The organism is Variovorax sp. UMC13, from assembly GCF_014170375.1.
Lineage (GTDB): Bacteria > Pseudomonadota > Gammaproteobacteria > Burkholderiales > Burkholderiaceae_C > Variovorax.
The window spans coordinates 94,000-119,118 of record NZ_LZZW01000040.1 but is presented as its reverse complement, the minus strand read 5'-3'; the positions used below and the strand labels follow the sequence as shown (position 1 = coordinate 119,118).

The following is a 25,119-nucleotide window of genomic DNA, read 5'->3' as shown; positions in this document are numbered from 1 at the left end:
CAACAAGACAAAGCGCGTGGCCCCTGGTGCAGGGGCCGCGCCCCGGATTCACCACAAGACGGAGACACGCCAATGAACAGACACGCACTGTCGCGCCGGACGCTGCTTCGGGCCGCCTCGGCCTGTGCACCCGCCTCGGTCCTGGGCCTGGGCACGCTGGCCGCGCGCACCGCGGCCGCCCAGCCGGCCCTCAAATGGGCCAACCTGGCACCGGGCTTCACCACCCTGCTGACCGACTACATGGTCGCCAAGGAGCTGGACAAGGCCAACGGCCTGCAGCTGGGCAAACCCACGTCGTACACCGCGGTCACCACCTACTACAACGACTTCGTCGCGGGCAACTACGACATCTGCATCGGCAGCTGGGACACCTTCGCCTCGCGCCACCTCGCGGGCGTGCCGCTGCAGTACGTGTGCTCGGTGACCACCGGCAACATGATCAACATCATCACCCAGGCCAAGGGCCCGGCGACGATCCAGGCGCTCAAGGGCAAGACCCTGGCGGCACCGCAGTCGACCGGCACCTACCGGATGATGCGCGCCGTGGTGAAGGAGCTCGCGGGCATCGACCTCGAGAGCCATGCGGTGGTGCAGAACGTCGACAACCCCGCGGCCTCGGTCACGCTGGTGATGGCCAACCGCGCCGATGCCGGCCTGACCTGGGAGCCCAACGTCTCGGTCGGCCTGGCGCGCGTGCCCGACATGCGTGTGCTCTACAACGCCGGCGAGGAATACCGCCGCCGCGTGAACCTCGACCTGCCCTACTTCGGCGTGGCGGTGCGCAAGGACGCCATCGCGCGCGACCCGACGCTGGTGGCGCGGCTCAACAAGGCCTTCGCGCAGTGCATCGATGGCATCACCGGCAAGACCGATGAGGCCGTGGCCATCGCGGGCGCCAACTCGGGCATCCCGCCGGAGGTGCTCAAGACCGCGATCGCCTCGAAGCGGCTGGAGTTCAAGCACACCTCGATGCAGACCGAGGAGGGCCGCCGCAGCATCCGCACGGCCAACGAGTTCCTGGTGCGCAACGGCGCGCTGCCCAAGGTGGTCGACAACGGGTTCTTCGCAGAATGAAACAGGCCGACATCCAGATCCCCGGCGCGGCCAAGCCCGCGCCCTCCGTGTCGGCGCGCAAGCCGCCGACCACCGCCGCCATCGTGACGCCGAAGCCACGCGACCGCAGCGACCTCAAGGCGCTCTGCGTGGTGGTGGTGCTGATCTTCGCCGCGATGGAGATCGGCAGCTGGTACGTGCCCGACTACGTGATGCCCTCGCCGGTGGTGATCGCCAAGGCGCTGGGCCAGCTGCTGAGCACCGACCTGCTGCATGTCGCGATCACGCTGGGCCGGCTGTGCGTGGCCATCGTGTTCTCGGCCTTCGTCGGCGTCGCGATCGGCCTGCTGATGGGCACCTCGAAGAAGGTCGGCCCCTACTTGAAGGCCCTGGTGGTGGTCGACACCGGCATCCCCGCGCTGTCGTGGATGCTGCTGGCGGTGTTCTGGTTCAAGGACCCGGAGGCGCGGATCTTCTTCATCCTCACCGTGATCCTGCTGCCCTTCTATGCGCTCAACGTGTACGAAGGCGTGCGGGCCCTGTCCACCGACTGGGTCGACATGCTGGAGAGCTTCCGGCCCAGCCGCTGGCAGATGCTGCGCTACCTGGTGGCGCCGCACATCGTGCCCTACATCTTCCTCACCACCAAGTCGGTGATCGGCTATGCGATCCGGATGGTGATCTTTGCGGAACTGGTGGCCTCGGCTTTCGGCATCGGCTCGCGCATGAGCTTCGCGCAGTCGACCTTCCGCATCGACCAGGTGCTGGCCTGGACCGTGCTGCTGGTGGTTCTCAACCTGGTGATCCAGTGGATCGCCACCCTGGCCGAGGCGCGTTTCCTCGGCTGGCGCAAGGAAGCGAAGGTGCGCTGATGACGAACGTCCCCACCCCCCTGATCGAGCTGCGCGACGTCAGCAAGCGCTTCGGCAGCCACACCGCGATCGACCACCTGTCGATGGAAGTGCGCGAAGGCGAGACCGTGGCGCTGCTGGGCCAGACCGGTGCCGGCAAGAGCACCGTGATGTCGCTGCTCATGGGCACCTCGTCGGCCGACGACGGCACGGTGCGCGTGGCCGGCGCCGATCCGGCCCGCGACTTCGTGGCGCTGCGCGGCAAGCTGGCCGTGAGCTTCCAGACCGACCGGCTGCTGCCCTGGCGCACCGCGCAGGAGAACGTCGAGCTCGGCCTGCTGCTGCTCAACCGGCCGCGTGCCGAGGCGCGCGAACGGGCCGCGCAATGGCTGCAGCGCGTGAAGCTGGGCGATGCCGGCCACAAGTACCCGGCCGAGCTCTCGGGCGGCATGCGCCAGCGGGTGTCGCTGGCGCGCGCCCTGGCGGTCGATCCGGCGCTGGTGCTGCTCGACGAATCGTTCAGCCAGCTCGACCACGTGACCTCGCAGACCCTGCGTCGCGACTTCGCCGAGATCGTGCGCGAGCAGCGCAAGACCTGCGTCTTCGTCACCCACCGCATCGAGGACGCACTCGAGATCGCCGACCGCATCCTGGTGCTGGCCGCGCCGGCGCGGGTCTGCCTCGAGCTGTCGGTGAGTGCCGCGCAGCGCCAGGACGCGGCCTGCATGGCGCGCATGCATCAGCAGATCGAGCGCGCCATCGGCGGCGACACCGACGATCCGGCCGAGGCCGACCCCTCTTCATTCACGACCACAGAGCACTAAGAGAAAGCGAAACTTCCCATGAGCTACCAGGACATCATCGTCGAGCAGGTGGAGGGCTGGCTGGAGGTCACCCTCCACCGGCCCGAGAAAATGAACTCGCTGCGCGAGACCACCGCCGAGGAGATCCTCGACGCGCTGGGCGAGGCCGAGTCGAAGCGCGAGATCGCCGCCGTGATCCTGCGCGGCAGCGACAAGGCCTTCTGCACCGGCATCGACACCAGCGAATTCACCATCGGCGACAACGAGTACTTCGACTTCTATCGCAAGCGCCGGCGCGCGCGCAAGGTCAACGAGCTGTTCCGTTCGCTGCCCGGCTACAGCAAGCCCGTCATCAGCGCTATCGAAGGCTTCGCGCTCGGCGGCGGCCTCGAGCTGGCGCTGGTGGGCGACATGATCGTGGCCGGCGCCAACGCCAAGTTCGGCCTGCCCGAGATCCGCCTGGGCCTGATGCCCGGCGGCGGCGGCACGCAGACGCTGCCGCGCCTGATCGGCCCCGCGCTGGCCAAGGAGCTGATGTGGACCGGCCGCCGCATCAGCGCCGCCGAGGCGCGCGAGTACCGGCTGGTCAACCACGTGACCGAGGCCGGCCAGGCGATCGAGAAGGCGCGCGAGCTGGCCCGCACCATCGCCGGCAACGCGCCGCTGTCGGTGATGTTCACCAAGTCCGTGATCGACCGCGGCATGGACCTGCCGCTGGCCGAGGGCATGGCCGCCGAGGGCGACGTGTCCTTCATGTTGTATTTCACCCAGGACCGCAAGGAAGGCCTGAGCGCCTTCCGCGAAAAGCGCGCCCCTGGTTTCCGAGGAGAGTGAGAGATGAAGAAAAGAGACATCGTGATCGGCGGCTACGCCGAGACCGCCATCGATTTCAAGACCGGCCGCAGCGCCTACGACCTGGCGGGTGAAGCGCTCGACCAGCTGCTGGAACGCACCGGCATCGACCGCAGCGAGATCGACGGCCTGTCGGTCACCACCGCGCTGTCGGAGGCGCAGAACCCCTTCTTCGCGGTCTACATGACCGAGGCGCTGGGCATCACGCCGACCTGGCTCAACTACGGCGGCATCGGCGGCTGCTCGGCCACCGGCGGCGTGGCGCGCGCCATGTCGGCCATCCGCGACGGCATGTGCAAGCTGGCGGTCGTGATGTCGTCCGACGCGCCCAGCTCCGACTGGCGCTCCAACTACGGCGCCTACCGCAGCGAGTTCCAGGACCCGCCCGGCGTGCAGGGCCCGCCTGCGACCTTCGGCCTGCTGATGAGCCGCTACATCCACCAGTACGGCCTCGACCCCGAGGCGCTGGGCAAGATCGCGATCACCCAGCGCGCCCATGCACTGCACAACCCCAATGGCTACAAGAAGTTCCAGAAGGAACTCACGATGGAGGAGTACCTGAAGTCGCGCGTCATCTCCGACCCGCTGCGCGTGCTCGACAGCGTGATGTTCTGCGACGGCGCCAACGCCTTCATCGTCACCACCGAGGAGAACGCCAGGCGGCTGGGCCTGAAGAAGATGGTCTACCCCGTGGCCTACGGCGAGGTCACCAACTTCAACGGCAGCGATCCGCTGGCCGACATCACGCAGTCGGGCTTCACCAGGATTGGCCCCGAGGTGCTGCGCAAGGCCGGCCTCGCGCCCAAGGACGTGCGCATGTTCCAGCCCTACGACGACTTCACCATCGCCGTGATGATGCAGTTCGAGGCCTTCGGCTTCTGCGAGCGCGGCGAAGGCTCGGCCTACACGCTGCGCACCGACCTGTCCTTCAACGGCGAGCTGCCGCTCAACACCGGCGGCGGCCAGATCTCGGCCGGCCAACCCGGCCTGGCCAGCGGCGGCCTCAACCTGGCCGAAGCCGTGCGGCAGATGTTCGGCGAAGGCGGCAGCCGCCAGGTGCCCGACCCGCGCAACGCGCTGGTCACCGGCATCGGCGTGATCCCTTACGGCCGCAACTGGGGCACCAGTTCGGCCATGGTCCTGGAGGCATGAAGAACATGAGCGATACCACCCCCACCACGCCGGCCGCGCCGGTCCGTCCCGTGCCCCGGCAGGGCGTCTACGTCGACAGCAAGCCCTTCTGGGACGGCATTGCCCAGGGCAAGCTGGTGCTGCAGTACTGCACCGTCGCCAAGCGCTTCCAGCATTACCCCAAGCCGGTCAGCGGCTTCACCGGGCGCCGCACGCTCGAGTGGCGCGAGGTCGCCGGCACCGGCACCATCTACGCCTGCACCGTGGTGCGCATCCCGGGCCCGGGCGTCGAAGGCCGGATCCCGCTGTGCGTGGCCACGGTCGAGCTCGACGAGGGCGTGCGCATCATCGCCAACGTGCTGCGCTGCGCGCCAAGCGACCTGGCGATCGGCAAGCGGGTCCGGCTGGCGATCGACCAGCTGACGCCCGAGCAGGCCTACCCGGCCTTCGAACTGGCCTAGGAACGTCATGCGTCTCGAACACTTCATGGCGGCGCATGCGCTGCGCACGCCTTCGAAGCCGGCCGTCGTCGTCGGCGCCCAGCGGCTGAGCTACGGCGAGCTGCTGTCGAGCGCTCGCTCGCTGGCGGCCGGCCTGCGGCGCGCCGGCGTGGTGCAGGGCGACCGCATCGTCGTCTACCTGCCCAACTGCATCGAGTTCGTGCAGATCATGTACGCGGCCTTCTCGGTCGGCGCGATCGTGATCCCGGTCAACACCCGCAACACGCCGCGCGAACTGGTGTATTTCGCGCAGGACAGCCAGGCGCGCGTGCTGGTGTTCCATGCCGAGAGCGCGCCGGCCATCGACGCGCTGGCGAGCGAACTGCAGGGCATCCGCCGCGTGGCCGTGGGCGGCACGGTGGCGGGCGCCGAGTCCTTCGAGACGCTGCGCACCCATTCCGACGAACGCCTGCCCGAGCTCGCGCTGTCGCCCGACGACGCGATGATCCTCTACACCTCGGGCACCACCGGCAAGCCCAAGGGCGCGATCCTCACGCATGCCAACTTCGTGATCGGCAACGCCTTCATCAACGCGGTGGAGTGGGGCGTGACGGCCGACGACGTGTTCCTGGTGACCACGCCGCTGGCACACCGCACCGGGCTCGCGCGGCTCATGAACTCGATGTGCCTGGGTTCCAAGCTGGTGGTGATGGAGCGCTTCGACGCGCAGGCCGCGGTCGACACCATCGAGCGCGAGCAGGTCAGCGCGGCGGGCATGGTGCCCACCGTGGCGCGCATGCTGATGCCGGTGCTGGCCGAGCAGGCTGCGCGCTGCGCGAGCCTGCGCCACATCATCGTCACCGGCGAGGCCTTCCCGGTCGAGCTCAAGCGCCGGATGATCGGTTACCTGCCGCAGGCGCGGCTGCACTCCTTCTTCGCGATGACCGAGGTCGGCTCGGTCACGGTGCTGGGCCACGAGGAGCAGTTCACCCATCCCGCCTCGGTCGGCCGCGTCACGCCCGGCGTGCAGGTCAAGCTGGTCGACGACAAGGGCCAGCAGGTGTCGGTCGACGACGTGGGCGAGATCCTGGTGCGCTCGGGCGAGGCCGGCCGCTTCACCACCATGAAGGGCTACTTCGGCCGGCCCGAGGCCACGGCCGCGACCATCATCGACGGCTGGATCCACACCGGCGACATGGGCCGCTTCGACGCCGACGGCTACCTCTACATCGTCGACCGCAAGAAGGACATGGTGCTCAGCGGCGGCTTCAACATCTACACCAAGGAAGTCGAGCAGGTGCTGGTCGAGCACGACGACGTGGCCGATGCGGCGGTGGTGGGCGTGCCCGACGAGATCTTCGGCGAGGCCGTGGTGGCCTTCATCGAACGCCATCCGGGCCGCGCGCTGAGCGTGGAGGCGGTGCAGGAGCACACCCGCTCGCGCATCGCCAGCTACAAGAAGCCAAAGCACGTGTTCTTCGTCGACGCGCTGCCGCGCAACGGCGTGGGCAAGGTGATGAAGGCCGAGCTGCGCGAGATGGCGCTGGCGCGGCTGGCGCCGCAGCCCGCGCGGCGCGTACCGGCATGAGCGCCGAGGCCATGCGCTGGGACACGCAGGCCGCGCACTGGATCGGCGGCCAGTGGCTGCCCGCGGGCCCGTCCTTCGCGTCGACCAACCCGGCCGACGGCACGCTGGTCGGCCATGCGCCGGCCGGCGGCGCGGTCGAGGCCCGGGCCGCGATCGATGCCGCGCGCCAGGCCTTCGAGACCACGCCCTGGCGCCACAGCCCGCGGCTGCGCGCCCAGGTGCTGCTCGACATGGCGAACCGGCTGGCGGCCGACGCGGCATCGCTCGCGCTGCTGCTCACGCTGGAGAACGGCAAGGTGCTGCGCGAGTCGGCCGGCGAGGTCGAGGGCGCGGCCTCCGAACTGCGCTACTACGCGGGCATGGCGCGCAGCGCGGCCGGCCGCGTGCTCGAGCCCGCGCCGGGCGTGCGCTCGCTGATCACGCACGAGGCCGCGGGCGTGGTGGCGATCATCGTGCCCTGGAACGCGCCGCTGATCCTGTTCGTGCGCTCGCTCGCACCGGCGCTGGCGGCCGGCTGTACGGTGGTCGTCAAGGCGGCGCCGCAGGCCGCGCTGTTCATGCACCGCGTGGCGCAGCGCCTGGCCGAGACCGAGGGCCTGCCGCCCGGCACCGTCAACATCGTGCACGAGGCCGGCAGCGAGGCGGCGCAGGCCTTCGTCACCGCGCCCGGCGTCGACGTGCTGAGCTACACCGGCAGCACCGCCGTCGGCAAGGCCATCATGGCGGCCGCCGCGCCGCAGCTCAAGCGGCTGTCGCTCGAGCTCGGCGGCAAGGCGCCCTGCGTGGTCTGCGACGACGCCGACCTGGGCCTGGCGGTGCGCGAGATCCTCGCGGCCGGCACCATCCTGTCGGGCCAGCAGTGCACGGCCGCGAGCCGGATCCTGGTGCAGCGCCGCCTGCTGGGCGACTTCCGCGATGCGATGGCGGCGGCGATGCGCGACTTCCGCGTCGGCCCGGGGCACCTGCCCGACAGCCGCATGGGTGCGGTGATCGACCGCGCGAACCGCGACCGCATCCTGGGCCTGGTCGAGCAACTGGGCGAGCGCCATCGCCTGGTGGTGCGCGGCGGCCCGGTGGCGGACCTGCCGGCGCACGGCGCCTTCGTGTCGCCCACGCTGGTGGAGGTCGACGACCCGCAGTGCCCGGCGGTGCAGGACGAGCACTTCGCGCCGCTGATGACGCTCGAGGCCTTCGACGACGACCGCGGCGCGGTCGTGCTGGCCAACGCCACCCGCTTCGGGCTGGGCGCGAGCGTGTGGTCGCGCGACAGCGCGCGCGCCCAGCGCATCGCGCGCGAGATCCGCTGCGGCACCGTGTGGATCAACGCCCACAACAAGCTGTTCGCGGAAGCCGAGGTCGGCGGCTACAAGGAGAGCGGCTTCGGCCGGCTCCATGGGGCCGAGGGCATGCACGACTTCCTCGAGATCAAACACGTCTACCAGGAGATCGGCAGCCTCTAGGCGGCCGCGATTGCCACCATGCTCAGACCCGAATCGGCCGCCGACGCGGCCTTCCGCCACGAGGTGCGCGACTGGCTCGCGGCCCACGTGCCCGAGGCCTTGCGCCACAAGACCTTCCGTCCGCTGCCCGCCGAGGGCATGCCCTGGTACCGCGCGCTGTCGCAGCGCGGCTGGATCGCGCCGCACTGGCCGCGCACGCACGGCGGCATGGGCGCGAGCCCGGTGCAGCAGGTGATCCTGATGGAGGAGATGGCGCGCGCCGGCACCCCCGACTTCCCGACGCAGGGCCTGAACCACATCGGCCCGATGCTGATCGCGCGCGGCACGCCGGCGCAGCAGCAGCGCCACCTGGGGCCGATCCTCGCGGGCGACGCGATCTGGTGCCAGGGCTATTCCGAGCCGGGTTCGGGATCCGACCTGGCCAGCCTGCGCACCCGCGCCGAAGTGCGCGGCGACACCCTGGTCATCAACGGCCACAAGATCTGGACCACCTGGGGCCACCACGCCGACTGGATGTTCGCGCTGGTGCGCACCGCCAGCAGCGGCAAGCCGCAGCATGGCATCACTTTCGTGCTGATCGAAATGAAGACACCGGGCATCCGGCGCCGGCCGATCCGCACCATCGCAGGCGACGAGGAGTTCGCCGAGGTTTTCCTCGACGAGGTGGTGGTGCCGCTGGAGAACGTGGTCGGCGAGATCGACAAGGGCTGGCAGGTGGCGACCGCGGTGCTCAGCGAGGAGCGGCTGCGCATCGGCGCGCCCGCGCAGGCGCTGCGGGCGCTGGAGCGTCTGCGCATGATGCTGCGCGCCACGCCCGCGGAGCGCGTGCCGCCCGGCGTGCACGAGGCCGTGGCGCTGGCCGAGGTGGAGGTCGAGACGCTGGTCGCGGCGTATCTCGAAGCCGCCGAAGCGGCGGAGCAGGGCCTCGCCGCCGACAGCTCCTACCTCAAGCTGCTGGCCACCGACACCGTGCACCGGCTCCTCGAACTGGTGCGGCAGGTCGCGGGCCCGGCCGCCGCGCTGCGCGACGCCACCCGCCATGGCGCCGACCTGCTCGACGCCACCGAGATGTTCCTGCAGGCGCGCCGCCTGGGCATCTACGGCGGCAGCAGCGAAGTGCAACGCAACATCATCGCGACGCGGGTGCTGGGCCTGCCGGTCGCCGGAGCCAAGCCATGAACGCCGAAGCGAGCGCACCCCTGCGCATGATTGCCGAGAGCGCCGCCGACTTCGCGGCCTCGCACGGCGGACCGGGCGCCGCGCGCCGCGTGCACGAAGGCGGGCCTGCATGGGAGGCCGATGCCTGGAAGGCCATCGCCGGACTCGGCTGGCTCGGCATCGCGGTGCCCGAGGCGGCAGGCGGCCTGGAACTCGGCGCACCGGCGCTCTGCGTGGTCGCCGAGGAAGCCGGACGCGCGCTGCTCATGCCGCCGCTCACGGCGGGCATGGCGGCGGCGGCGGTGCTGGCCGAGGGCGGCGACGCCGCCGCGCCCACGCTGCAGGCGCTGATCGAAGGCACGGCCCATGTCGCGCTGGCGCAGGCCGAGCGCGGCGCGGACGGCACGCGCACGGCCTCGCTGGTGCCCGAGGGCGACGCGGCGGCGCAGTGGCTGGTCGCGAGCGGGCAGGGCGCGGACTTCGAGGCGCGAGGGCTCGACCCGGCCGCCCACGGCATTGCCCTGCGCGTGCGCCATGCGGTGGACGGCAGCCGGCTGGCCGACCTGGCCATCGAGCCCGCGGCCTGGGCCGATGCGCCGTGCCTGCTGTCGGGCGCGGTGGGCGAAGCGGCCTGGGCGCGCGGCCGGCAGCTCGCCTGGCTGGGCGATGCGGCCTACCTCTGCGGCCTCATGGACGCGGCCTTGCGCCTGGCGCTCGATTACCTGCGGCTGCGGCGCCAGTTCGGCGTGCCGATCGGCAGCTTCCAGGCGCTGCAGCACCGTGCCACCGACTGCCATGTGGACGTCACCGCCACGCGGGCGCTGGTGCACGAGGCCGCGCGCGCCGCCGGCACCGCGCGCGCGGCCTGGGCCGCGGCGGCCGCGGTGCAGCGCGCGTCCGCGGCCGCGTTGCGCGTCACGCAGGAGGTGGTGCAGTTCCATGGCGCGATCGGCTTTGCCGACGAGCACGATGCGGGCCTCTACCTGCGCCGCGCCATGACCGTCGGCGCGCGCCATGCCGGCGCGGCGCTGGCGGCGCTGCAGGGCCGCTGAGAACGAACGAGAAGAACAACAGGAGACAACCGAGATGAGCTACCCCACGATCGTTTTTTCCGGCCGCACCTTCACGCCCGAATGGATGGAGGCCGAGGTCGAGCGACTCTGCGCCGGCCTCGAGGCCGCGGCCGTGGCACATGGCCAGACGGTGGCCGTGATGATGCGCAACAGCCCGGCCTATGCGGCGTTGATCCTGGCCTGCCGCCGGGCCGGCGTCTACTTCGTCTCGCTCAACTGGCACTGCAAGCCGCCCGAGGCCGCCTTCATGCTCGAGGACAGCGGCGCCGCGATGCTGTTCGTGCACGACGACCTGCTCGCGCAGGTGCTGGCCGGCGTGCCGGCCGGGGTTGCGCTGGTGGCGGTGCCGGCCGACCCGGCGCGGCCGCTGCCCGACGTGTCGGGCCGGGCCGCGCGCTGGGACGGTTTCGGCGTCGGCGTGCCGCCGATGGCATCGCGCCCGCGGCTGCATTTCGGCTCGGTGCAATACACCTCGGGCACCACCGGCAAGCCCAAGGGCGTGCGCCGGCTCGCGCTGGCGCCCGAAGTGCGCGATGCGCTCGAGCTGGAGTCGCGCCGCATCGGCCGCATCGCCTCGGGCATGGCGCCCGGCGTCACCGCCATGCTGTGCGCGCCGATCTACCACAGCGCCTCCACCATGTACCTGGTGCAGGCCTGCGACGCGGGCGCGACGCTGATCCTCGAACCCGCCTTCGACGCGCTGCGCACGCTCGAGCTGATCGAGCGCCATGCGGTGACCCACGCCTACCTGGTGCCCACCATGTACCGCCGGCTGCTGGCACTGGGCGAGGCCGAGCGCGCGCGCTTCAGCGTGGCCACGCTGCGCCATGTGGCCTCCACCGGCTCGCCCTGTCCGCCCGAGGTCAAGCGCCGCATGATCGACTGGTTCGGACCGGTCATCACCGAGGCCTACGGCGCCAGCGAGACCGGCTACGTGACCTTCATCGATTCGCCCACCTGGCTGGCCAACCCGGGTTCGGTGGGCCAGGCGCTGGGGCCGGCGCAGCTGCGCATCGTCGACGAGGCGGGCCGCGCGCTGCCCGCGGGCCAGGTGGGCGCGATCCATGTGCGCCAGCCCGCCTTGCCCGACTTCACCTACGTCAACAACCAGGCGGCGCGCGACGCGATGGAACAGGACGGCCTGGTGGCGCTCGGCGACGTGGGCTACCTCGACGAACGCGGCTTCCTCTATATCTGCGACCGGCGCACCGACATGATCATCTCGGGCGGCGTGAACATCTACCCGGCCGAGGTCGAGGCCGTGCTGCAGGGCATGCCCGGCGTGGCCGACTGCGCGGTGTTCGGCATTCCCGACGAGGAGTTCGGCGAGGGCGTGGCGGCCGCGGTGCAGCTGCGGCCCGGCGCCGAGCTCGATGCGGCCCGCATCCAGGCCTTCCTGCGCGCGCACATCGCCAACTTCAAGGTGCCGCGCACCATCGACTTCCATGCCGCGCTGCCGCGCGAGGACACCGGCAAGATCTTCAAGCGCCTGCTGCGCGAACCCTACTGGCGCGACCAGACGCGCCGCATCTGAAGCCCCACCGTCGAGGCGCGTCCCGCGGGACGTGCGCCGCCGGTGTGCCCGCCCATCGCCTCCAGGAGTCCACGCATGCGCCTTCCCCCGATCCTTTCCGAGCGGCTGCGGCTGCCGGTGATCGCCTCGCCGCTGTTCATCATCTCGAACCCCGAACTGGTGATCGCCCAGTGCAAGGCCGGCATCGTCGGTTCCTTCCCGGCGCTCAACGCGCGACCGCAGGAGGAACTGGCGCGCTGGCTGCAGCGGATCACCGACGCGCTCGCCGCGCACGACCGCGCCCATCCGGATCGGCCGGCCGCGCCCTTCGCGGTCAACCAGATCGTGCACCGCACGAACGACCGGCTGCAGCAGGACCTCGAGGTCTGCGCGCGCTTCAAGGTGCCGATCGTGATCACCTCACTGGGCGCGCGGCCCGAGGTGAACGAGGCGGTCCATGCCTACGGCGGCATCGTGCTGCACGATGTGATCGACAACGCCTTCGCGCGCAAGGCGATCGAGAAGGGCGCCGACGGCCTGATCGCGGTGGCGGCCGGCGCCGGCGGCCATGCGGGCACGCAGTCGCCCTTCGCGCTGGTGCAGGAGATCCGCCAGTGGTTCGACGGCCCGCTGGTGCTGTCGGGCGCCATCGCCAGCGGCCGTTCGGTCCTGGCGGCGCGCGCCATGGGCGCCGACCTGGCCTACATGGGCTCGGCCTTCATCGCCACCGAGGAGGCCAACGCCGCGGCGGCCTACAAGAAGATGATCGTCGACAGCACGGCCCGCGACGTGGTGCACACCAACCTCTTCACCGGCGTGCACGGCAACTACCTGCGCCCCTCGATCGTCGCGGCCGGCCTCGACCCCGACCAGCTCGCGGCCGGCGACCCGGGCGCGATGAACCTGGGCACCGGCCGCATCAAGCCCAAGGCCTGGAAGGACGTCTGGGGCTGCGGCCAGGGCATCGGCGCCATCGACCGCGTGCTGCCGGCTGCGGCGCTGATCGACCGGCTGGCGGCCGAGTACGACGCTGCGCTGGGCGAGGGGCTGGGCCGCCGGCGCACCGCGGCCTGAGTCGGGTTCGAGATAAACAACAGAAGGAGACAGGCATGACGAAGCATCTTTGGATTCGGGCCGCGCTGTGCGCGGTGGCGGCGGTGGCGCTGCAGCCGCCGGCCTGGGCGCAGGCCGCGCCCACGCTCAGCAAGCCCGGCCGCATCGTGGTCACCGTGCCGCCCGGTGGCGGCATCGACACCATCGCGCGCCGGCTCGCGACCAAGGTGGCGCCGGCCATGGGCCAGCCCGTGATCGTCGAGAACCGGCCGGGCGCCTCGGGCGTGCTGGGCGTGGACAACATCGTGCGCTCCGCGCCCGACGGCAGCTCGCTGATCCTCGCGGCCGGCTCCACCATCACCGTGCTGCCGCACCTGATGAAGAAGCTGCCCTACGACGCCACGAAGGACCTCACGCCGATCGCGCAGATCGGCGTCACGCCGCTGGTGATGCTGGTCAACGCCGACAACCCCGCCAGGACCCTCGGCGAGTTCGTGGCCGCGGCCAAGGCCCGGCCGGGCAGCATGAGCTATGGCTCCTACGGCAACGGCACGCTGGGCCACCTGATCGGCGAGGCCTTCAAGCACGCGGCCGGCGTCGACCTGGTGCACGTGCCCTACAAGGGCTGCGCGGCGGCGATCAACGACCTGATCGGCGGCCAGCTGAGCGCCGTGATGTGCGACATCGGTTCGTCCGCCGCCTTCCTGCAGCCGGGCAGCCGGCTGCGCGGGCTGGCGATCACCGGCACCGGCCGCGTCGCGGCCTTCCCCGCGATCCCCAACTTTCCCGAGGCCGGCTATCCCACGCTCGGCCCGCTGGTCGGCTGGCTGGGCATCTTCGGTCCGGCGAACATGCCCAAGCCGCTGGTCGCGACGCTGATGGCCGACTTCGCGGCCGTGATGAAGACCGAGGACATGCGCGCCGCGCTGGCCCAGATCGGCTACGAGATCGGCGACCCCGACCCGGCGCGCTTCGCCCGCACGGTGCGCGAGGACACCGTGCTCTGGGGCAAGCTGATCCAGAGCATCGGCGGCATCGCGCTGGAATGACGAGGAGCACCCGCACCATGCGCGAAGCCTTCACTGCCCCCGCTGCCTTCATCGGCCGCACGCACGGGGTCCGCTGACGATGGACCTCGACTTCACCGCCGCCGAAGAGGCCTTCCGCACCGAGGTGCGCGCCTTCCTCGCCACGCAGCTGCCGGCCGCGCTGCGCACCCGCGTGGCCGAGGGCCGCACGCTGACCAAGGCCGAGATGGTGCAGTGGCACGCGATCCTGCAGTCGCGCGGCTGGCTCGCGAGCCACTGGCCGCGCGAGCACGGCGGGCCGGGCTGGACCGCGGTCGAGCGCTTCATCTTCGAGTACGAATGCGCGCTGGCCGATGCGCCGCGCACCTTGCCCTTCGGCCTGATCATGCTGGGGCCGGTGCTGATCCGCTACGGCACGCCGGCGCAGAAGGCGCACTGGCTGCCGCGCATCCTCGACGGCAGCGACTGGTGGTGCCAGGGCTACTCCGAGCCCGGCGCCGGCTCGGACCTGGCCGCGCTGCGCACCCGCGCCGTGCGCACCACCGACGCGCGGGGCGAACACTACCTCGTCAACGGCCAGAAGACCTGGACCACGCTCGCGCAGCACGCCGACATGATCTTCTGCCTGGTGCGCACCTCGACGGACGCGCGCCCCCAGCGCGGCATCAGCTTCCTGTTGATCGACATGAAGTCGCCCGGGGTGGAGGTGCGGCCCATCGTCACGCTGGACGGCGAACACGAGGTCAACGAGGTGTTCTTCACCGACGTGCGCGTGCCGCTGGAGAACCTGGTGGGCGAGGAGAACGAGGGCTGGACCTGCGCCAAGTACCTGCTCACGCACGAGCGCAACGCCGGCATCGGTTTCTGCGTGGCGGCGCTTCAGCGGCTGAAGACGGTGGCGGCGCGCGTGCAGCGCCAGGGCCGTCCCCTCGACCAGGACCCATTGTTCGCGGCCCGCATGGCGCGGGTCGAGATCGCGCTGGAGAACCTCAAGACCACCAGCCTGCGCGTCACCGCCACCGTGGCCGCGGGCGGCTCGCCCGGCGTGCAGAGCTCGGCGCTCAAGGTGCTGGGCAGCGAGATCCGCCAGGAGCTGTCATCGCTGATCCGCCGCGCGGTCGGGCCGCGGGCCCAGGCGCAGCTGGCCGATGCGCTGGCACTCGACGGCAGCCCGCCCGAGGCCGCCACCGCCACCGCGCAGTACCTCAACAACCGCAAGCTGTCGATCTTCGGCGGCTCCAATGAAGTGCAGCGCGGGATCATCGCGAAGACGATGCTGGGCCTGTGAGCCATGGAGGAGGTGGAGGTGGCGCGGCGTTCAGTGGGCGGGCCGCAGGCTGCGCAGCATGTTCACCAGCCGAGGGCCGATGTCGTGCACCAGGTCTTCCCGAGTGCAGCGGAAAGTGGGCACGACGCAGTTGAAGATCAGCTGGCGCCCCTCGGGCGTGGTGTCGAAGGGCGCTGCGACCGCGGCCACCTCGGGCCGGAGTTCGCCGTGGTTCGCGCAGAAGCCGGCGCTGGCATAGAAGTTCAGGTTGGCACGGATGTTGGGCTCGTACTGGGCCCACAGCGCCGGCTGCCGCAGCCGGATCTCGTGGATCAGCGCCTGCCGCTCCGTCACGGGGCAGGCCGCGAGGTAGGCCCAGCCGATGGCCGTGGCCGCGATCGGGTAGCTCAGGCCGATGTCGGCGATGCGTGCCGAGAAGGCCGAGCGGCTGCGGCTGACCTCGATGAAGACCATGTCGAGCCGGTCGCGGATCGCCAGCGACACCGAGCCGCGCACCGAGGCCGAGAGTTCGTGCATCGGCGCGCGCGCGGCCTGGCGCAGCCCGATGTTCGCCAGCAGCGGATAGGCCAGCGACACCACCGCCGAACCCAGTGCGTAGCGCTGCGAGTCCGGCACGTTGCGCAGGTAGCCCAGTGCGCAGAGCGTGTAGGTGAGGCGGGAGATGGTGGCCTTCGGCAGCCCGGTCTGCTCCGACAGCTCGCGGTTGCTCAGGGTCGGCCGGGCGGGCGTGAAGCATTTGAGCAGCGCGAGGCCGCGCGCCAGCGTGGTGGCGAACTGGCGATCGCCGCCGAAGTCGGCGTCTTCGGCCAGCACGCGCCGCACCGATGGCGGCGTTTGATTCTTGTTGGATGACATAGCGAAACATCGATAGAGATACGAATGGAATATCCATATCTTGGACGTCCCTATTAAACCGGAGACCCACCATGTTCTACGAACCCGGCCACACCGCCAGCGGCCTGCCCTACAACCCCTTCAAATCCTGCTGCGTGCCGCGACCCATCGGCTGGATCTCGACCGTCAGCCCGCAGGGCGTGCACAACCTCGCGCCCTACAGCCAGTTCCAGAACCTGACCTGGGACCCGCCGACCGTGACGGTGGCGGTCAACTGCCGGCCCGACGGCTCGATGAAGGACACCGCCGCCAATGCGCTGGCCACCGGCGAGTTCGTGTGGAACATGGCCACCTACGACCTGCGCCAGTGGGTGGTGTCCTCGGCCCAGGCTTTCGGGCCGGAGGTCGACGAGTTCAGCCAGCTGGGCATTCCCACAGTGGCCTCGCACCGGGTCAAGCCCCTGCGCGTGGCGGCCTCGCCCGTGCATTTCGAATGCCGGCTTCGGCAGTCGCTCTACATCCCGGCCAACACGCCGGAGGCGAGCACCTACCTGCTGATCGGCGAGGTGATCGGCGTGCACATCCAGGAGGACGTGATCGACGCCGACGGCGTGCTCGACATCCTCAAGATCAAGCCGCTGGCGCGCGTCGGCTACCTCGACTACGTGACCGTCGAGTCGAAGTTCCAGGTGGTGCGGCCCGACTTCGAGGGCCTGGACACCGTGCCCTACATGCAGGAGGCGATGAAATGAGAAGGCGCCTGATGCTGCGCGTCGCCGCCGCTGGCGGACTGGCGGCGTCGACGGCCACGCTGCCGGCGCGGGCCGCCGGCTACCCGAGCCGGCCGCTGCGCATCGTGGTGCCGTGGGCCGCCGGCACCGGTACCGACCTGAATGCGCGCGCGATCGCGCAGCAGATCACGGCCGACAGCAGGCAGGTGGTGGTGGTCGACAACAAGGCCGGCGTGGGCGGTTCGATCGGCACCGCCGAGGTCGCGCGGCTGCCGGCGGACGGCTACACGGTGCTCGCGACCTCCAATGCCCATGTGGCGAACCTGTTCCTGATCAAGAACCTGCCGTATGACCCCTTGCAGGATTTCGTGCCCGTGGGCAGCACGCGGCGGCTGCCTTCGTTGCTGGTGGCGCGGCCCGGCCTCGGGGTGTCGACCATCGCGCAGCTCACCGAGCTGGCACGGCGCGAGCCCGGCAAGATCAGTTTCGGGGCCGGCACCTCGGCCGGCCGCATGGGCATGGAGCTCTACCAGCAGATGGCGGGCGTCAAGCTGCTGCACGTGCCCTACAAGAGCGCGACCGCGGCGCTCAACGACCTGCTGGGCGGGCATTGCGACGTGATGTTCGTCGACATCTTCAACAGCCTCACGCAGATCCGGGCCGGCACGCTGGTGCCGCTGGCGGCCTCGGGCCGCACGCGGCTCAAGGTGCTGCCCGAACTGCCGACGGTGGCCGAGTCGGGCCTGCCCGGCTACGAGATGACGAGCTGGAGCGGCCTGTGGCTGCGCAAGGGCGCGCCCGAGGCGGCCGTGGCCTACCTCAACCGGATGGCACGCAAGGCGGCGGAGGCCGAGCGCGAGAGCGTCGAGGCCACCGGCGGCGAGGTATTCGTGGACACGCAGGAAGCCTTCGCGCGCTTCGTCGACGCCGAGGTGGCGCTGTGGCGCCGCACCGCGGCGGCGGCGAAGATCGTGCCCGAGTGACGCACGGCGCGCCCTGGCGCCGCTAAGCTCGCGCCATGTCCCATGACCGTTTCTCCGAGCTCGCCGTGTTCGTCCGCGCGGTCGAAAGCGGCAGCTTCTCGGCCGCCGGGCGCCAGCTCGACCTGAGCGCCTCGGCTGTCAGCAAGGCGATCTCGCGCCTGGAGGAACGGCTGGGCGCGCGCCTGCTCCACCGCACCTCGCGCTCGCTGCAGCTCACCTACGAAGGCGAGGTGTTCATCGTCGGCGCGCGCCGGGTGTTGGAGGCGATGGACGATGCGCAGCGCAGCCTCAGCGAACTCACGGCCGAGCTGAGCGGCAGGCTGCGCATCTACACGCTGCCCAGCTTCGGCTACACGCTGGTGCCCTTCATCGCCGAGTTCGTGCGGCGCTTTCCGCGCATCAAGATCGACATCCAGCTGGGGGCCGAGCGGGTCGACCTGGTGGAGCGCAACATCGACCTCGCGATCCGCCTGGGGGCGCTGCAGGACAGCGCGTACTTCGCGCGCAAGATCGGGCTGACCAAGCACGTGATCTGCGCCGCGCCGGCCTACCTGGCGCGCCGCGGCACGCCGGCCACGCCGGCGGCGCTGAAGGACCACAACTGCCTCAACTTCTCGATCCGCACGCATGACATCCACTGGGGGCTGCGTGCCGAGTCGCCGCTCAAGCCGGCCTCGGTCGATGGCGACATCACCTCGAACCAGGCCGAGATGCTGCACCGCCTGTGCGTGGCCGGCGTGGGCATCACCGAGCTGCCCTACTACGTGGTGGAGCAGGACATCGCCAGCGGCGCGCTGGTGACCCTGCTCGACAGCGACGCGCAGCCCGAGCACGATCCGATCTGGGCGATCTACCCGCACAACCAGAACCCGAGCCCGCGCACCACGGCCTTCATCGAGTTCCTGCGCGAACGCATCGCGGCCTCCCCCGGCTTCCTGCCGCCGGGCTGAAGCGCGCGAATCAGGCCGCCTGCGGCCCGGGCCACAGCAGCGTGCGGCCGTCCCAGTCGCGCGCCTGCCGCGCGATGCCGGCATAGAAGGCCTCGCTGATGTCGGTGATCTCGATCAGCTCCTTCATCGCGTGCAGCGGCGTGGCGCCCTCGAAGTAGGCGATGCGTGCGCCGCGCGCGGTGCGCGCCGTGTAGAGCGCCTCGCGACCCTGCGCCTGTTCTTCGGCCACGCGCGCATCGAACTGCCGCGTGCCGATGCCCCAGTGGTGGAAGCCGTGGCCACGGCGCGCCACGCCGTCGCGGAACACCGAAGGCTGGTCGTCGTGCTGCTGGATCAGCTCCAGCATCAGGGTGCCGTGGAAGGCCAGCGCGATCGACAGGTCGTGGTTCACCTCGCGGCCGCGATAGAACGCGCCGGGCCGCGGCTGCGAGGTGCGGAAGCGGTACCAGGGCCCGACCCGGAGCTGGGCGCTGAAGCTGGCCATGGCCTGGTCGATGTCCTCGACCACATGGCCGGCCTGGATCGCAGTCTCGGGGCGGCCGCCGAAAAGGAAGTCGTTCATCGTGGGGTGCGGGTTTCGAAGGAGTGGGGGAAGAGCAGGGCCTTGGTCGCGACGCGGCTGTAGGCCGCTTCGAAGGCCTGCAGGCCGTCGCGCAGCGCGTAGCGGTGCGTGACCAGCGGTGCGAACTGCGCCGGGTGCGCGGCCACGGTGTCGATCACCTGCTGCCAGCCCTCGCGCGTGTTGCCGTAGCTGCCGCGCAGCTGCAGCTGGCGCCGCACCAGGCGCGTGATGTCGATCGTGCCCGGCGCCGGGTGGATGCCGGTGGCCACCAGGGTGCCCTGGCGGCGCAGCAGGCCCAGGCCCTCGTCGACGGTGGAGGCCACGCCGGTCATCTCGATCACCGCATCGAAGCCCTCGCCGGCCAGGGCCGCGAGCCGCTGTTCGGAGCCGGCCTCGGCGCGGTCGACCAGCGTGTCGAAGCCCATGCGGCGCAGCACGGCGAAGCGGTGCGTGTCGGCATGGCCGGTGACGACGATCTGGCGTGCGCCGGCCAGGCGCGCGAACAGCGCCGCGCCCTGCGCGATGGCGCCCGCGCCCATGACCAGCAGCCGCTGGCCCGGCCCGATCCCCGCGCACGCCACCGCGTGGTGCGCCACGGTGAGCGGCTCGATCAGCGCGCCGAGCTCGGCGTCGAGCGTGTCGGGGATCGGCAGGCAGTGGGCGGCCGGCACCGTGACCCAGGGCGCGAAGCAGCCGTCGCGCTGGGTGCCGATGCCGACCGGCAGCGCGACCACGCGCCGGTCCAGCAACGCGGCCGGTGCGCCGGCGCCGAGCCTGACCACGCGGCCGCAGAACTCGTGGCCGAGCGTGAGCGGCAGCCGCGGCCACAGGAAGTCGTAGGCCGAGCCCTTGGCGTCGTAGATGTGCAGGTCGCTGCCGCAGATGCCGGCGGCCTCGACCTCGATCAGGACGTCGCCGGGCGCTGGCGTCTGCGGTGCGGCGGCCTCGGCCAGCGCGACGCCGAAGCCGGGCGTCAATTTTCGCAATGCAAGCATGGGGCGCTCCGGTTCAGGCGCTGTTGGCGCGCAGGCCGCCATCGATCACGAAGGGCTCGCCGGTCACGTAGGGCACCAGCCCGGCGGCCAGGGTCGCGACCAGCCGGCCGACGTCCTCGGCCTCGCCCCAGCGCCGCAACGGCACCTCGCCGCTCGCGATGCGCGCGTCCTGCGGGCCGGTGTCGAGCGAACCGGTCATCTCGGTGCGGATGAAGCCGGGCCGGACGTCGTGCACATGGATGCCGTGCGGTGCGAGCCGCAGCGCCATGATCTTGGCCATCATCGCCACCGCGGCCTTCGACATGCAGTACTGCGAGCGGTTGAGCCGCGCGTAGTGCGCCGCCATCGAGGAGATCACGATGACGCTGCGGTAGGGCCGCGGCGCCGGGTCTTCCAGCATGCGCCGCGCGACGGCCTGAGTCAGGAAGAAGGTGCCGCGGATGTTGAGGTCGAAGTTGTGGTCGAAGTCCGCGGGCGTGATGTCCAGCACGTCCTTCAGCGGCCGCGCGGCCACGCCGGCGTTGTCGACCAGGCAGTCGATGCGTCCGTGCAGCGCGAACGCATCGGTCACCAGCGCCGCGTGGCCTTCCAGGTCTGCGATGTCGGCCGTGCGGAGATCGGCCCGGGCGCCGAGCGCGCGCAGTTCGGCCATCGTGGCCCGTGCACGTTCGTCGTCGTGCAGGTCGACCAGCACCAGGTCGAAGCCCTGAGCGGCCAGGGCGAGCGCGCAGGCGCGGCCGATGCCCTGGCGCCCGCCGGTGACCAGGGCCACCGGGCGGTCCGTCGGCGCGCTCATGTGCCACCGCCCAGCTGGCTCGGCCGGCTGCCGTAGGCGGTGAGCGGCGGGCAGGCCGCCGGGTCGACGATGACGTCGATCACCGTTGCCCGGTCGGCCGCCAGTGCGTCCTGCAGCGCGGCGCGCAGCGCGCCCGGCGCCTCGACCGCGACACCGTGCAGGCCGCAGGCGCGCGCCACGGCAGCGTGGTCAACCCGCTCGAAGCGGGTGTCGGTGTGGCCGCCGTAGCGGAACACCTCCATGTCCTCCTGCATGCCGAGCACGCCGTTGTTGAGCACCAGCAGCACCAGCTTGATGCCGTGGCGCCGGATCGTCTCGAGCTCGCTCCAGACATGGCCGAAGCCGCCGTCGCCCACCACCGACACCACGGTCGCGCCGGGTTGCGCGAGCTGCGCCCCCATCGCAAGCGGCAGGCCCCAGCCCAGGCCGGCTAGGCCGCGAGGCACGAGGAAGCGGTCGCCCGCGCGGCGTGCCGTGAGGTAGAGCGTGGTCCAGACCGAGGCGTAGCTGGCGTCGGCCGTGACGATCGCCTCGGCCGGCAGCAGCTGCTCGAGTTCGTGCATCAGGCGCTCGGGCCGGATCGGCAGCCGGTCCTCCGTGCGCACCCCCTGTTGCAGCCGGCGCGCTTCGGCATGCGAGGACGCGATGCGCTGCTGCAGCGCGGTGCGGCCGGCGTTGCGCAAGCCGGGCTCGTGTTGTGCCATCGTCTCGGCCAGCGCCTCCAGGCCCAGGCGCGCATCGCCGACCAGGCGCAGCGCCTCGTAGTTTCGGTCGATCTCCACCGGGTCGATGTCGAGGTGGATGAAGCGTGCGTGGCGCGGGTACTGGGCCCAGGTGTCGGTGCCGTTGGCGGCGGTGCGCGTGCCCACCAGCAGCACCACGTCGGCGTCTGCGATCAGCGAGCGCGCCTCGTAGGCCGGCGCACCGACCGCGAGCACGTTGCCGATCACGCCGAGCGACAGCGGATGCAGTTCCGATACCGCGCCCTTGCCCATCATGGTAGTCGCGACCGGCAGGCCGAAGCGCTCCTGCAGCTCCGCCAGGGTCTGTGCCGCTCCCGACAGGTGGACGCCGCCGCCGGCGATGACCAGCGGGCGCTGCGCGGCCATGAGCAGGCGCGCGGCCTCGCGCACGCGCTCGGGCGCCGGCACCACGGGGTCAAGCGGGAAGCGGCCGTTGTTCGCGCGGCGCGTCGGCGCATCCGTGGCCTCGCTGTCAGCGACGTTCACCGGCAGCAGCAGCACTGCCGGGCCGCAGCGGCCGCTGGTCGCGGCGCGAAAGGCCATGTCGACCCATTCGTCGACACGGTCGGCCGTGTCGATGCGGCCGACCCACTTGGCGCAGCCGGCGAACAGCTTCAGGTGGTCGTACTCCTGGAAGGCATTGCGCTCGCGCAGTGCCACCGGCACGTCCTGGACCAGCGCCACGATGGGCACCGAGGACTTGAGCGCCTCGGCCAGCGGCGCGACCAGCAGCGTCGCGGCCGGCCCGTTCTGCGCGGTCACGACCGCGGTCTGGCGGCTGATGCGCGCATAGCCGTCGGCCATGGCGCCTCCGGCGTTCTCGGTGCGGTAGCCGATGTTGCGCATGCCTTGCCCGGGCACTGCGAGATGGAAGCGCACGGGGTTGCACTGGCCGAAAACGACCTCGACGCCATGGCGACGGCAAGCCGCCGCCACACGGTTGGCCACGCTGCCACCGTTCTGTTCGGAAATGGACATGAAAAACCTACTTGGGGGAAGAACTGGGGAAGCGGCTCTTGAGCTTGGCGACGTCGTCCTGCGAGCGCTCCAGCACCACGCGGTACTGCGCGCCCGTGAGCGGTGCCGGCTCGATGCCGTAGGTGTCGCGCAACTGGGCCTGGAAGGCCGGGTCGTTGACCACCTTGAGCGTGGCCGTCTCGAGGCGCTTGCGGATGGGCTCGGGCAGGTTGGCGGGTCCGCCGACGCCGAAGTAGACGTCGGTCACCACGTCGTAGCCCAGCTCGCGCAGCGTGGGCACCTCGGGCAGTTCGCGCAGCCGCGTCTCGCTCGCCACCGCCAGCGCGCGCAGCTTGCCGTTCTTGACGTGCGGCATGAAGTCGGTGGGGTTCTGCAGTACCACGTCGATCTGCTTGCCCAGCAGCGCCACCACCGAGTCGGAGCCCGAACGGTAGTTGGCGGTCTCGAACTGCAGCCCGGTCTTCTGCGCCAGCAGCAGCATGCCGAGCGTGTTGACCGAACTCGGCGCGCCGAAGTTCAGGCCACCCTTGGCCTTCTTCGAGGCCGCGATCAGGTCGTCGATGTGCCGGTAGGGCGAGTCGGCGTTGACCACGATCGCGTACAGGTAGCGGCCGACGCTCGCGATCGAGCTGAAGTCCTTGACCTTCTGCGGCGTGTCGGTGACGAGCTGCCAGGTGGACATGCCGGAAGACAGCATGCCGATCTGGTAGCCGTCGGGTTGGGCGCGGGCCAGCAGCCCGCCCATCACCGTGCCCTGGCCGCCAGGACGGTTGAGCACGATCACGGGCTTGCCCAGTTCCCTGGACAGTTCGGCGCCGAGCGCGCGGCTCACCAGGTCGGTGGTGCCACCGGGGCCGAACTGGACCATGAAACCGATCTCGCGCTCGGGCCACTCCGCGCAGGCGGCGGTGGTGAAGAGCGCGAGCAGGAAGGCCCCGAGGGCTTGGCGCCACGGTCGGGAACGGGCGGGAAAGAGGGTCATGTGGGCGGGTCTCCGTTGTTGAATGGCCGCCACGCAGGCCCTGTCATGGCACTGTCGAAGCGGCCCGGAAATGCTACGGAGATCGCGCACCGGGTTCGAGCCATCGCGCGGAATCACGAGGATGAACATCCGTCACAGATGGCGGCATGCGGGGCCGTTGGCATCAAGGCCGATGCGCTGCGCGCGCGCTTCCTGTCCACCACGCTGCCGATCTTCGAGCGGCTGGGCATCCATGTGGTGTCGGTGTTGGCGCCAGACGCGCCGCGGGGGCATCTCTGGTACATCCGAAGTCCAGCGGGCCGCGGCCTGGGCGGCCTTCGGGGCGGACGAGGAATGGCGGCGGGCCAAGGCCGCGTCCGAAGGGGGCGGGCCACTGCTGGCCAGCCAGAAGGGCTGCCTGCTCGCGTCGCTGCTCGAGCGCGCAGGCTGACTCCGCGCGGCCCGCGAACCTCAGCGCCGTTCGGGCGTCCCGAGGTGCCGCAGCAGGGCGGCGTCGAAGGCGGCGGGTTGGTCGATGTTGGGGAGGTGCCCGGCCTGGGCGATGACATCGAGCATGGAGCCGGCCATGCGCCGCTGGATCTCGGCCATGGCCTGCGGCAGCACGCCGTCGTTGGCGCCGACGATCAAGGTGGTGGGCAGGGCGATCTCGTGCACGCGTGCGAGGTAGTCCAGCCCCTGGATGGCGCGCGCGCAGCCCACGAAGCCCGTCACCGAGGTCGATGCCGCGACCTGCAGCAGGCGCTGCGCGGTGTCGGGATGCGCGTCGAGAAAGGCGCGGCCGAACCAGCGTTCCAGCGTGGGCTGGGCGAGTGCGGCGCAGCCTTCGCGCTCGGCGGTGGCGATGCGCTCGTCCCAGGGCGCCGCGGCTTCGGGCGGCATGTCGGCGCGCGCGGCGCACAGGCAGAGGCTGTCGAGCCGGTCGGCATGCGCCAGCGCCAGGCCGAAGCCGCTCATGCCGCCCAGCGACAGGCCGACGTAGTGCACCTTTTCGAGCCCGAGCGCGTCGAGCACCGCGACCGTGTCGTCGACCAGTTGCTGCATCGTGGCGGGCGGCTGGTGGGCGACCGAGTCGCCGTGGCCGCGCGTGTCCGCGCAGAGCACCTGCCAGCCGCGCGAGGTCAGCAGCGCCGCCTGTGCCGTCCACATGGCGCTGCTCGAGAGGATGGAGTGCGCCATGTAGACGGCCGGTGCGCGGGGGTCGCCGTGGCGATGCACCGCGATCTGGCCGGCGGCCGAGGGCAGGGGGATGAGCTCCGAGAGGGTCTGCATGGAAA

General features: G+C 71.1%; 24 protein-coding genes. 17 read left to right on the top strand and 7 right to left on the bottom strand.

Annotated features, from left to right (window positions below; translation table 11 throughout):
- Positions 1-72: 72 nt before the first annotated feature.
- From A9977_RS32660 to A9977_RS32595, 14 genes are all read left to right on the top strand, one after another.
- A complete protein-coding gene (locus A9977_RS32660) occupies positions 73-1,074 on the top strand; it encodes an ABC transporter substrate-binding protein (protein ID WP_183028985.1) in 1,002 nt (333 codons plus the stop codon).
- A complete protein-coding gene (locus tag A9977_RS32655; RefSeq protein WP_220812261.1) occupies positions 1,071-1,925 on the top strand; it encodes an ABC transporter permease in 855 nt (284 codons plus the stop codon). The genes A9977_RS32660 and A9977_RS32655 overlap by 4 nt, the downstream gene beginning before the upstream one ends.
- Complete coding sequence (locus A9977_RS32650) at positions 1,925-2,728, top strand: ABC transporter ATP-binding protein (RefSeq protein ID WP_183028984.1); 804 nt, start codon at positions 1,925-1,927, stop codon at positions 2,726-2,728. The genes A9977_RS32655 and A9977_RS32650 overlap by 1 nt, the downstream gene beginning before the upstream one ends.
- Before the next feature lie 18 nt (positions 2,729-2,746).
- Positions 2,747-3,541 carry an enoyl-CoA hydratase/isomerase family protein gene (locus A9977_RS32645; protein WP_183028983.1) on the top strand — a complete coding sequence of 265 codons (795 nt, stop codon included), beginning with the start codon at positions 2,747-2,749 and terminating at the stop codon, positions 3,539-3,541.
- Between the two features lie 3 nt (positions 3,542-3,544).
- Positions 3,545-4,711 carry a thiolase family protein gene (locus tag A9977_RS32640; RefSeq protein WP_183028982.1) on the top strand — a complete coding sequence of 389 codons (1,167 nt, stop codon included), beginning with the start codon at positions 3,545-3,547 and terminating at the stop codon, positions 4,709-4,711.
- Between the two features lie 5 nt (positions 4,712-4,716).
- Positions 4,717-5,151 (top strand): Zn-ribbon domain-containing OB-fold protein, encoded by a 435-nt coding sequence (locus A9977_RS32635; protein ID WP_183028981.1) that lies wholly within the window; start codon positions 4,717-4,719, stop codon positions 5,149-5,151.
- A 7-nt stretch (positions 5,152-5,158) separates the two neighbouring features.
- On the top strand, positions 5,159-6,718 hold the full coding sequence (locus tag A9977_RS32630) for a class I adenylate-forming enzyme family protein (RefSeq protein WP_183028980.1): 1,560 nt from the start codon (positions 5,159-5,161) through the stop codon (positions 6,716-6,718).
- The gene (locus A9977_RS32625; RefSeq protein WP_259652255.1) at positions 6,715-8,178 is read left to right on the top strand and encodes an aldehyde dehydrogenase family protein; all 1,464 of its coding nucleotides are present in this window, start codon (positions 6,715-6,717) and stop codon (positions 8,176-8,178) included. The genes A9977_RS32630 and A9977_RS32625 overlap by 4 nt, the downstream gene beginning before the upstream one ends.
- 18 nt (positions 8,179-8,196) lie before the next feature.
- Entirely contained in the window at positions 8,197-9,357 is a 1,161-nt protein-coding gene (locus A9977_RS32620; RefSeq protein WP_183028979.1) for an acyl-CoA dehydrogenase family protein, read from the top strand.
- Positions 9,354-10,388, top strand: a complete 1,035-nt coding sequence (locus A9977_RS32615; protein ID WP_183028978.1) for an acyl-CoA dehydrogenase family protein — start codon at positions 9,354-9,356, stop codon at positions 10,386-10,388. Before A9977_RS32620 ends, A9977_RS32615 begins: the two co-directional genes overlap by 4 nt.
- Positions 10,351-11,943 (top strand): AMP-binding protein, encoded by a 1,593-nt coding sequence (locus A9977_RS32610; RefSeq protein WP_259652254.1) that lies wholly within the window; start codon positions 10,351-10,353, stop codon positions 11,941-11,943. The genes A9977_RS32615 and A9977_RS32610 overlap by 38 nt, the downstream gene beginning before the upstream one ends.
- Before the next feature lie 75 nt (positions 11,944-12,018).
- Complete coding sequence (locus tag A9977_RS32605; protein WP_183028976.1) at positions 12,019-12,996, top strand: nitronate monooxygenase family protein; 978 nt, start codon at positions 12,019-12,021, stop codon at positions 12,994-12,996.
- Positions 12,997-13,031: 35 nt separating this feature from the next.
- Positions 13,032-14,024: a tripartite tricarboxylate transporter substrate binding protein gene (locus A9977_RS32600; protein ID WP_183028975.1), complete on the top strand. Its 993-nt coding sequence runs from the start codon at positions 13,032-13,034 to the stop codon at positions 14,022-14,024.
- 79 nt (positions 14,025-14,103) lie between these two features.
- On the top strand, positions 14,104-15,291 hold the full coding sequence (locus A9977_RS32595) for an acyl-CoA dehydrogenase family protein (RefSeq protein WP_183028974.1): 1,188 nt from the start codon (positions 14,104-14,106) through the stop codon (positions 15,289-15,291).
- A 30-nt stretch (positions 15,292-15,321) separates the two neighbouring features.
- Here A9977_RS32595 and A9977_RS32590 read toward each other — a convergent pair whose 3' ends face one another.
- Positions 15,322-16,146 (bottom strand): IclR family transcriptional regulator, encoded by an 825-nt coding sequence (locus A9977_RS32590; protein ID WP_220812259.1) that lies wholly within the window; start codon positions 16,144-16,146, stop codon positions 15,322-15,324.
- Between the two features lie 71 nt (positions 16,147-16,217).
- Between A9977_RS32590 and A9977_RS32585 the strand changes: the two genes are divergently transcribed.
- From A9977_RS32585 to A9977_RS32575, 3 genes are read left to right on the top strand one after another with little or no spacing between them, the layout of a single operon-like run.
- Entirely contained in the window at positions 16,218-16,877 is a 660-nt protein-coding gene (locus A9977_RS32585) for a flavin reductase family protein (RefSeq protein ID WP_183028973.1), read from the top strand.
- Positions 16,874-17,839 carry a tripartite tricarboxylate transporter substrate binding protein gene (locus A9977_RS32580; RefSeq protein ID WP_183028972.1) on the top strand — a complete coding sequence of 322 codons (966 nt, stop codon included), beginning with the start codon at positions 16,874-16,876 and terminating at the stop codon, positions 17,837-17,839. The genes A9977_RS32585 and A9977_RS32580 overlap by 4 nt, the downstream gene beginning before the upstream one ends.
- Positions 17,840-17,874: 35 nt before the next feature.
- On the top strand, positions 17,875-18,789 hold the full coding sequence (locus A9977_RS32575; protein WP_183028971.1) for a LysR family transcriptional regulator: 915 nt from the start codon (positions 17,875-17,877) through the stop codon (positions 18,787-18,789).
- A 10-nt stretch (positions 18,790-18,799) separates the two neighbouring features.
- On the opposite strand, the gene A9977_RS32570 is transcribed toward A9977_RS32575, so the two are convergent.
- The 6 genes from A9977_RS32570 to A9977_RS32545 form a co-directional block, all read right to left on the bottom strand.
- Entirely contained in the window at positions 18,800-19,351 is a 552-nt protein-coding gene (locus tag A9977_RS32570) for a VOC family protein (protein ID WP_183028970.1), read from the bottom strand.
- Positions 19,348-20,346, bottom strand: coding sequence for a zinc-binding dehydrogenase (locus A9977_RS32565; RefSeq protein ID WP_183028969.1), 999 nt, complete (start codon positions 20,344-20,346; stop codon positions 19,348-19,350). The genes A9977_RS32570 and A9977_RS32565 overlap by 4 nt, the downstream gene beginning before the upstream one ends.
- A gap of 13 nt (positions 20,347-20,359) precedes the next feature.
- Positions 20,360-21,142, bottom strand: coding sequence for a 3-ketoacyl-ACP reductase (locus A9977_RS32560; protein WP_183028968.1), 783 nt, complete (start codon positions 21,140-21,142; stop codon positions 20,360-20,362).
- Positions 21,139-22,863, bottom strand: coding sequence for an acetolactate synthase catalytic subunit (locus A9977_RS32555; RefSeq protein WP_183028967.1), 1,725 nt, complete (start codon positions 22,861-22,863; stop codon positions 21,139-21,141). The genes A9977_RS32560 and A9977_RS32555 overlap by 4 nt, the downstream gene beginning before the upstream one ends.
- A 7-nt stretch (positions 22,864-22,870) precedes the next feature.
- Positions 22,871-23,845, bottom strand: a complete 975-nt coding sequence (locus A9977_RS32550; protein ID WP_183028966.1) for a tripartite tricarboxylate transporter substrate binding protein — start codon at positions 23,843-23,845, stop codon at positions 22,871-22,873.
- A gap of 450 nt (positions 23,846-24,295) precedes the next feature.
- Positions 24,296-25,114 carry an alpha/beta fold hydrolase gene (locus A9977_RS32545; RefSeq protein WP_183028965.1) on the bottom strand — a complete coding sequence of 273 codons (819 nt, stop codon included), beginning with the start codon at positions 25,112-25,114 and terminating at the stop codon, positions 24,296-24,298.
- Positions 25,115-25,119: the final 5 nt, after the last annotated feature.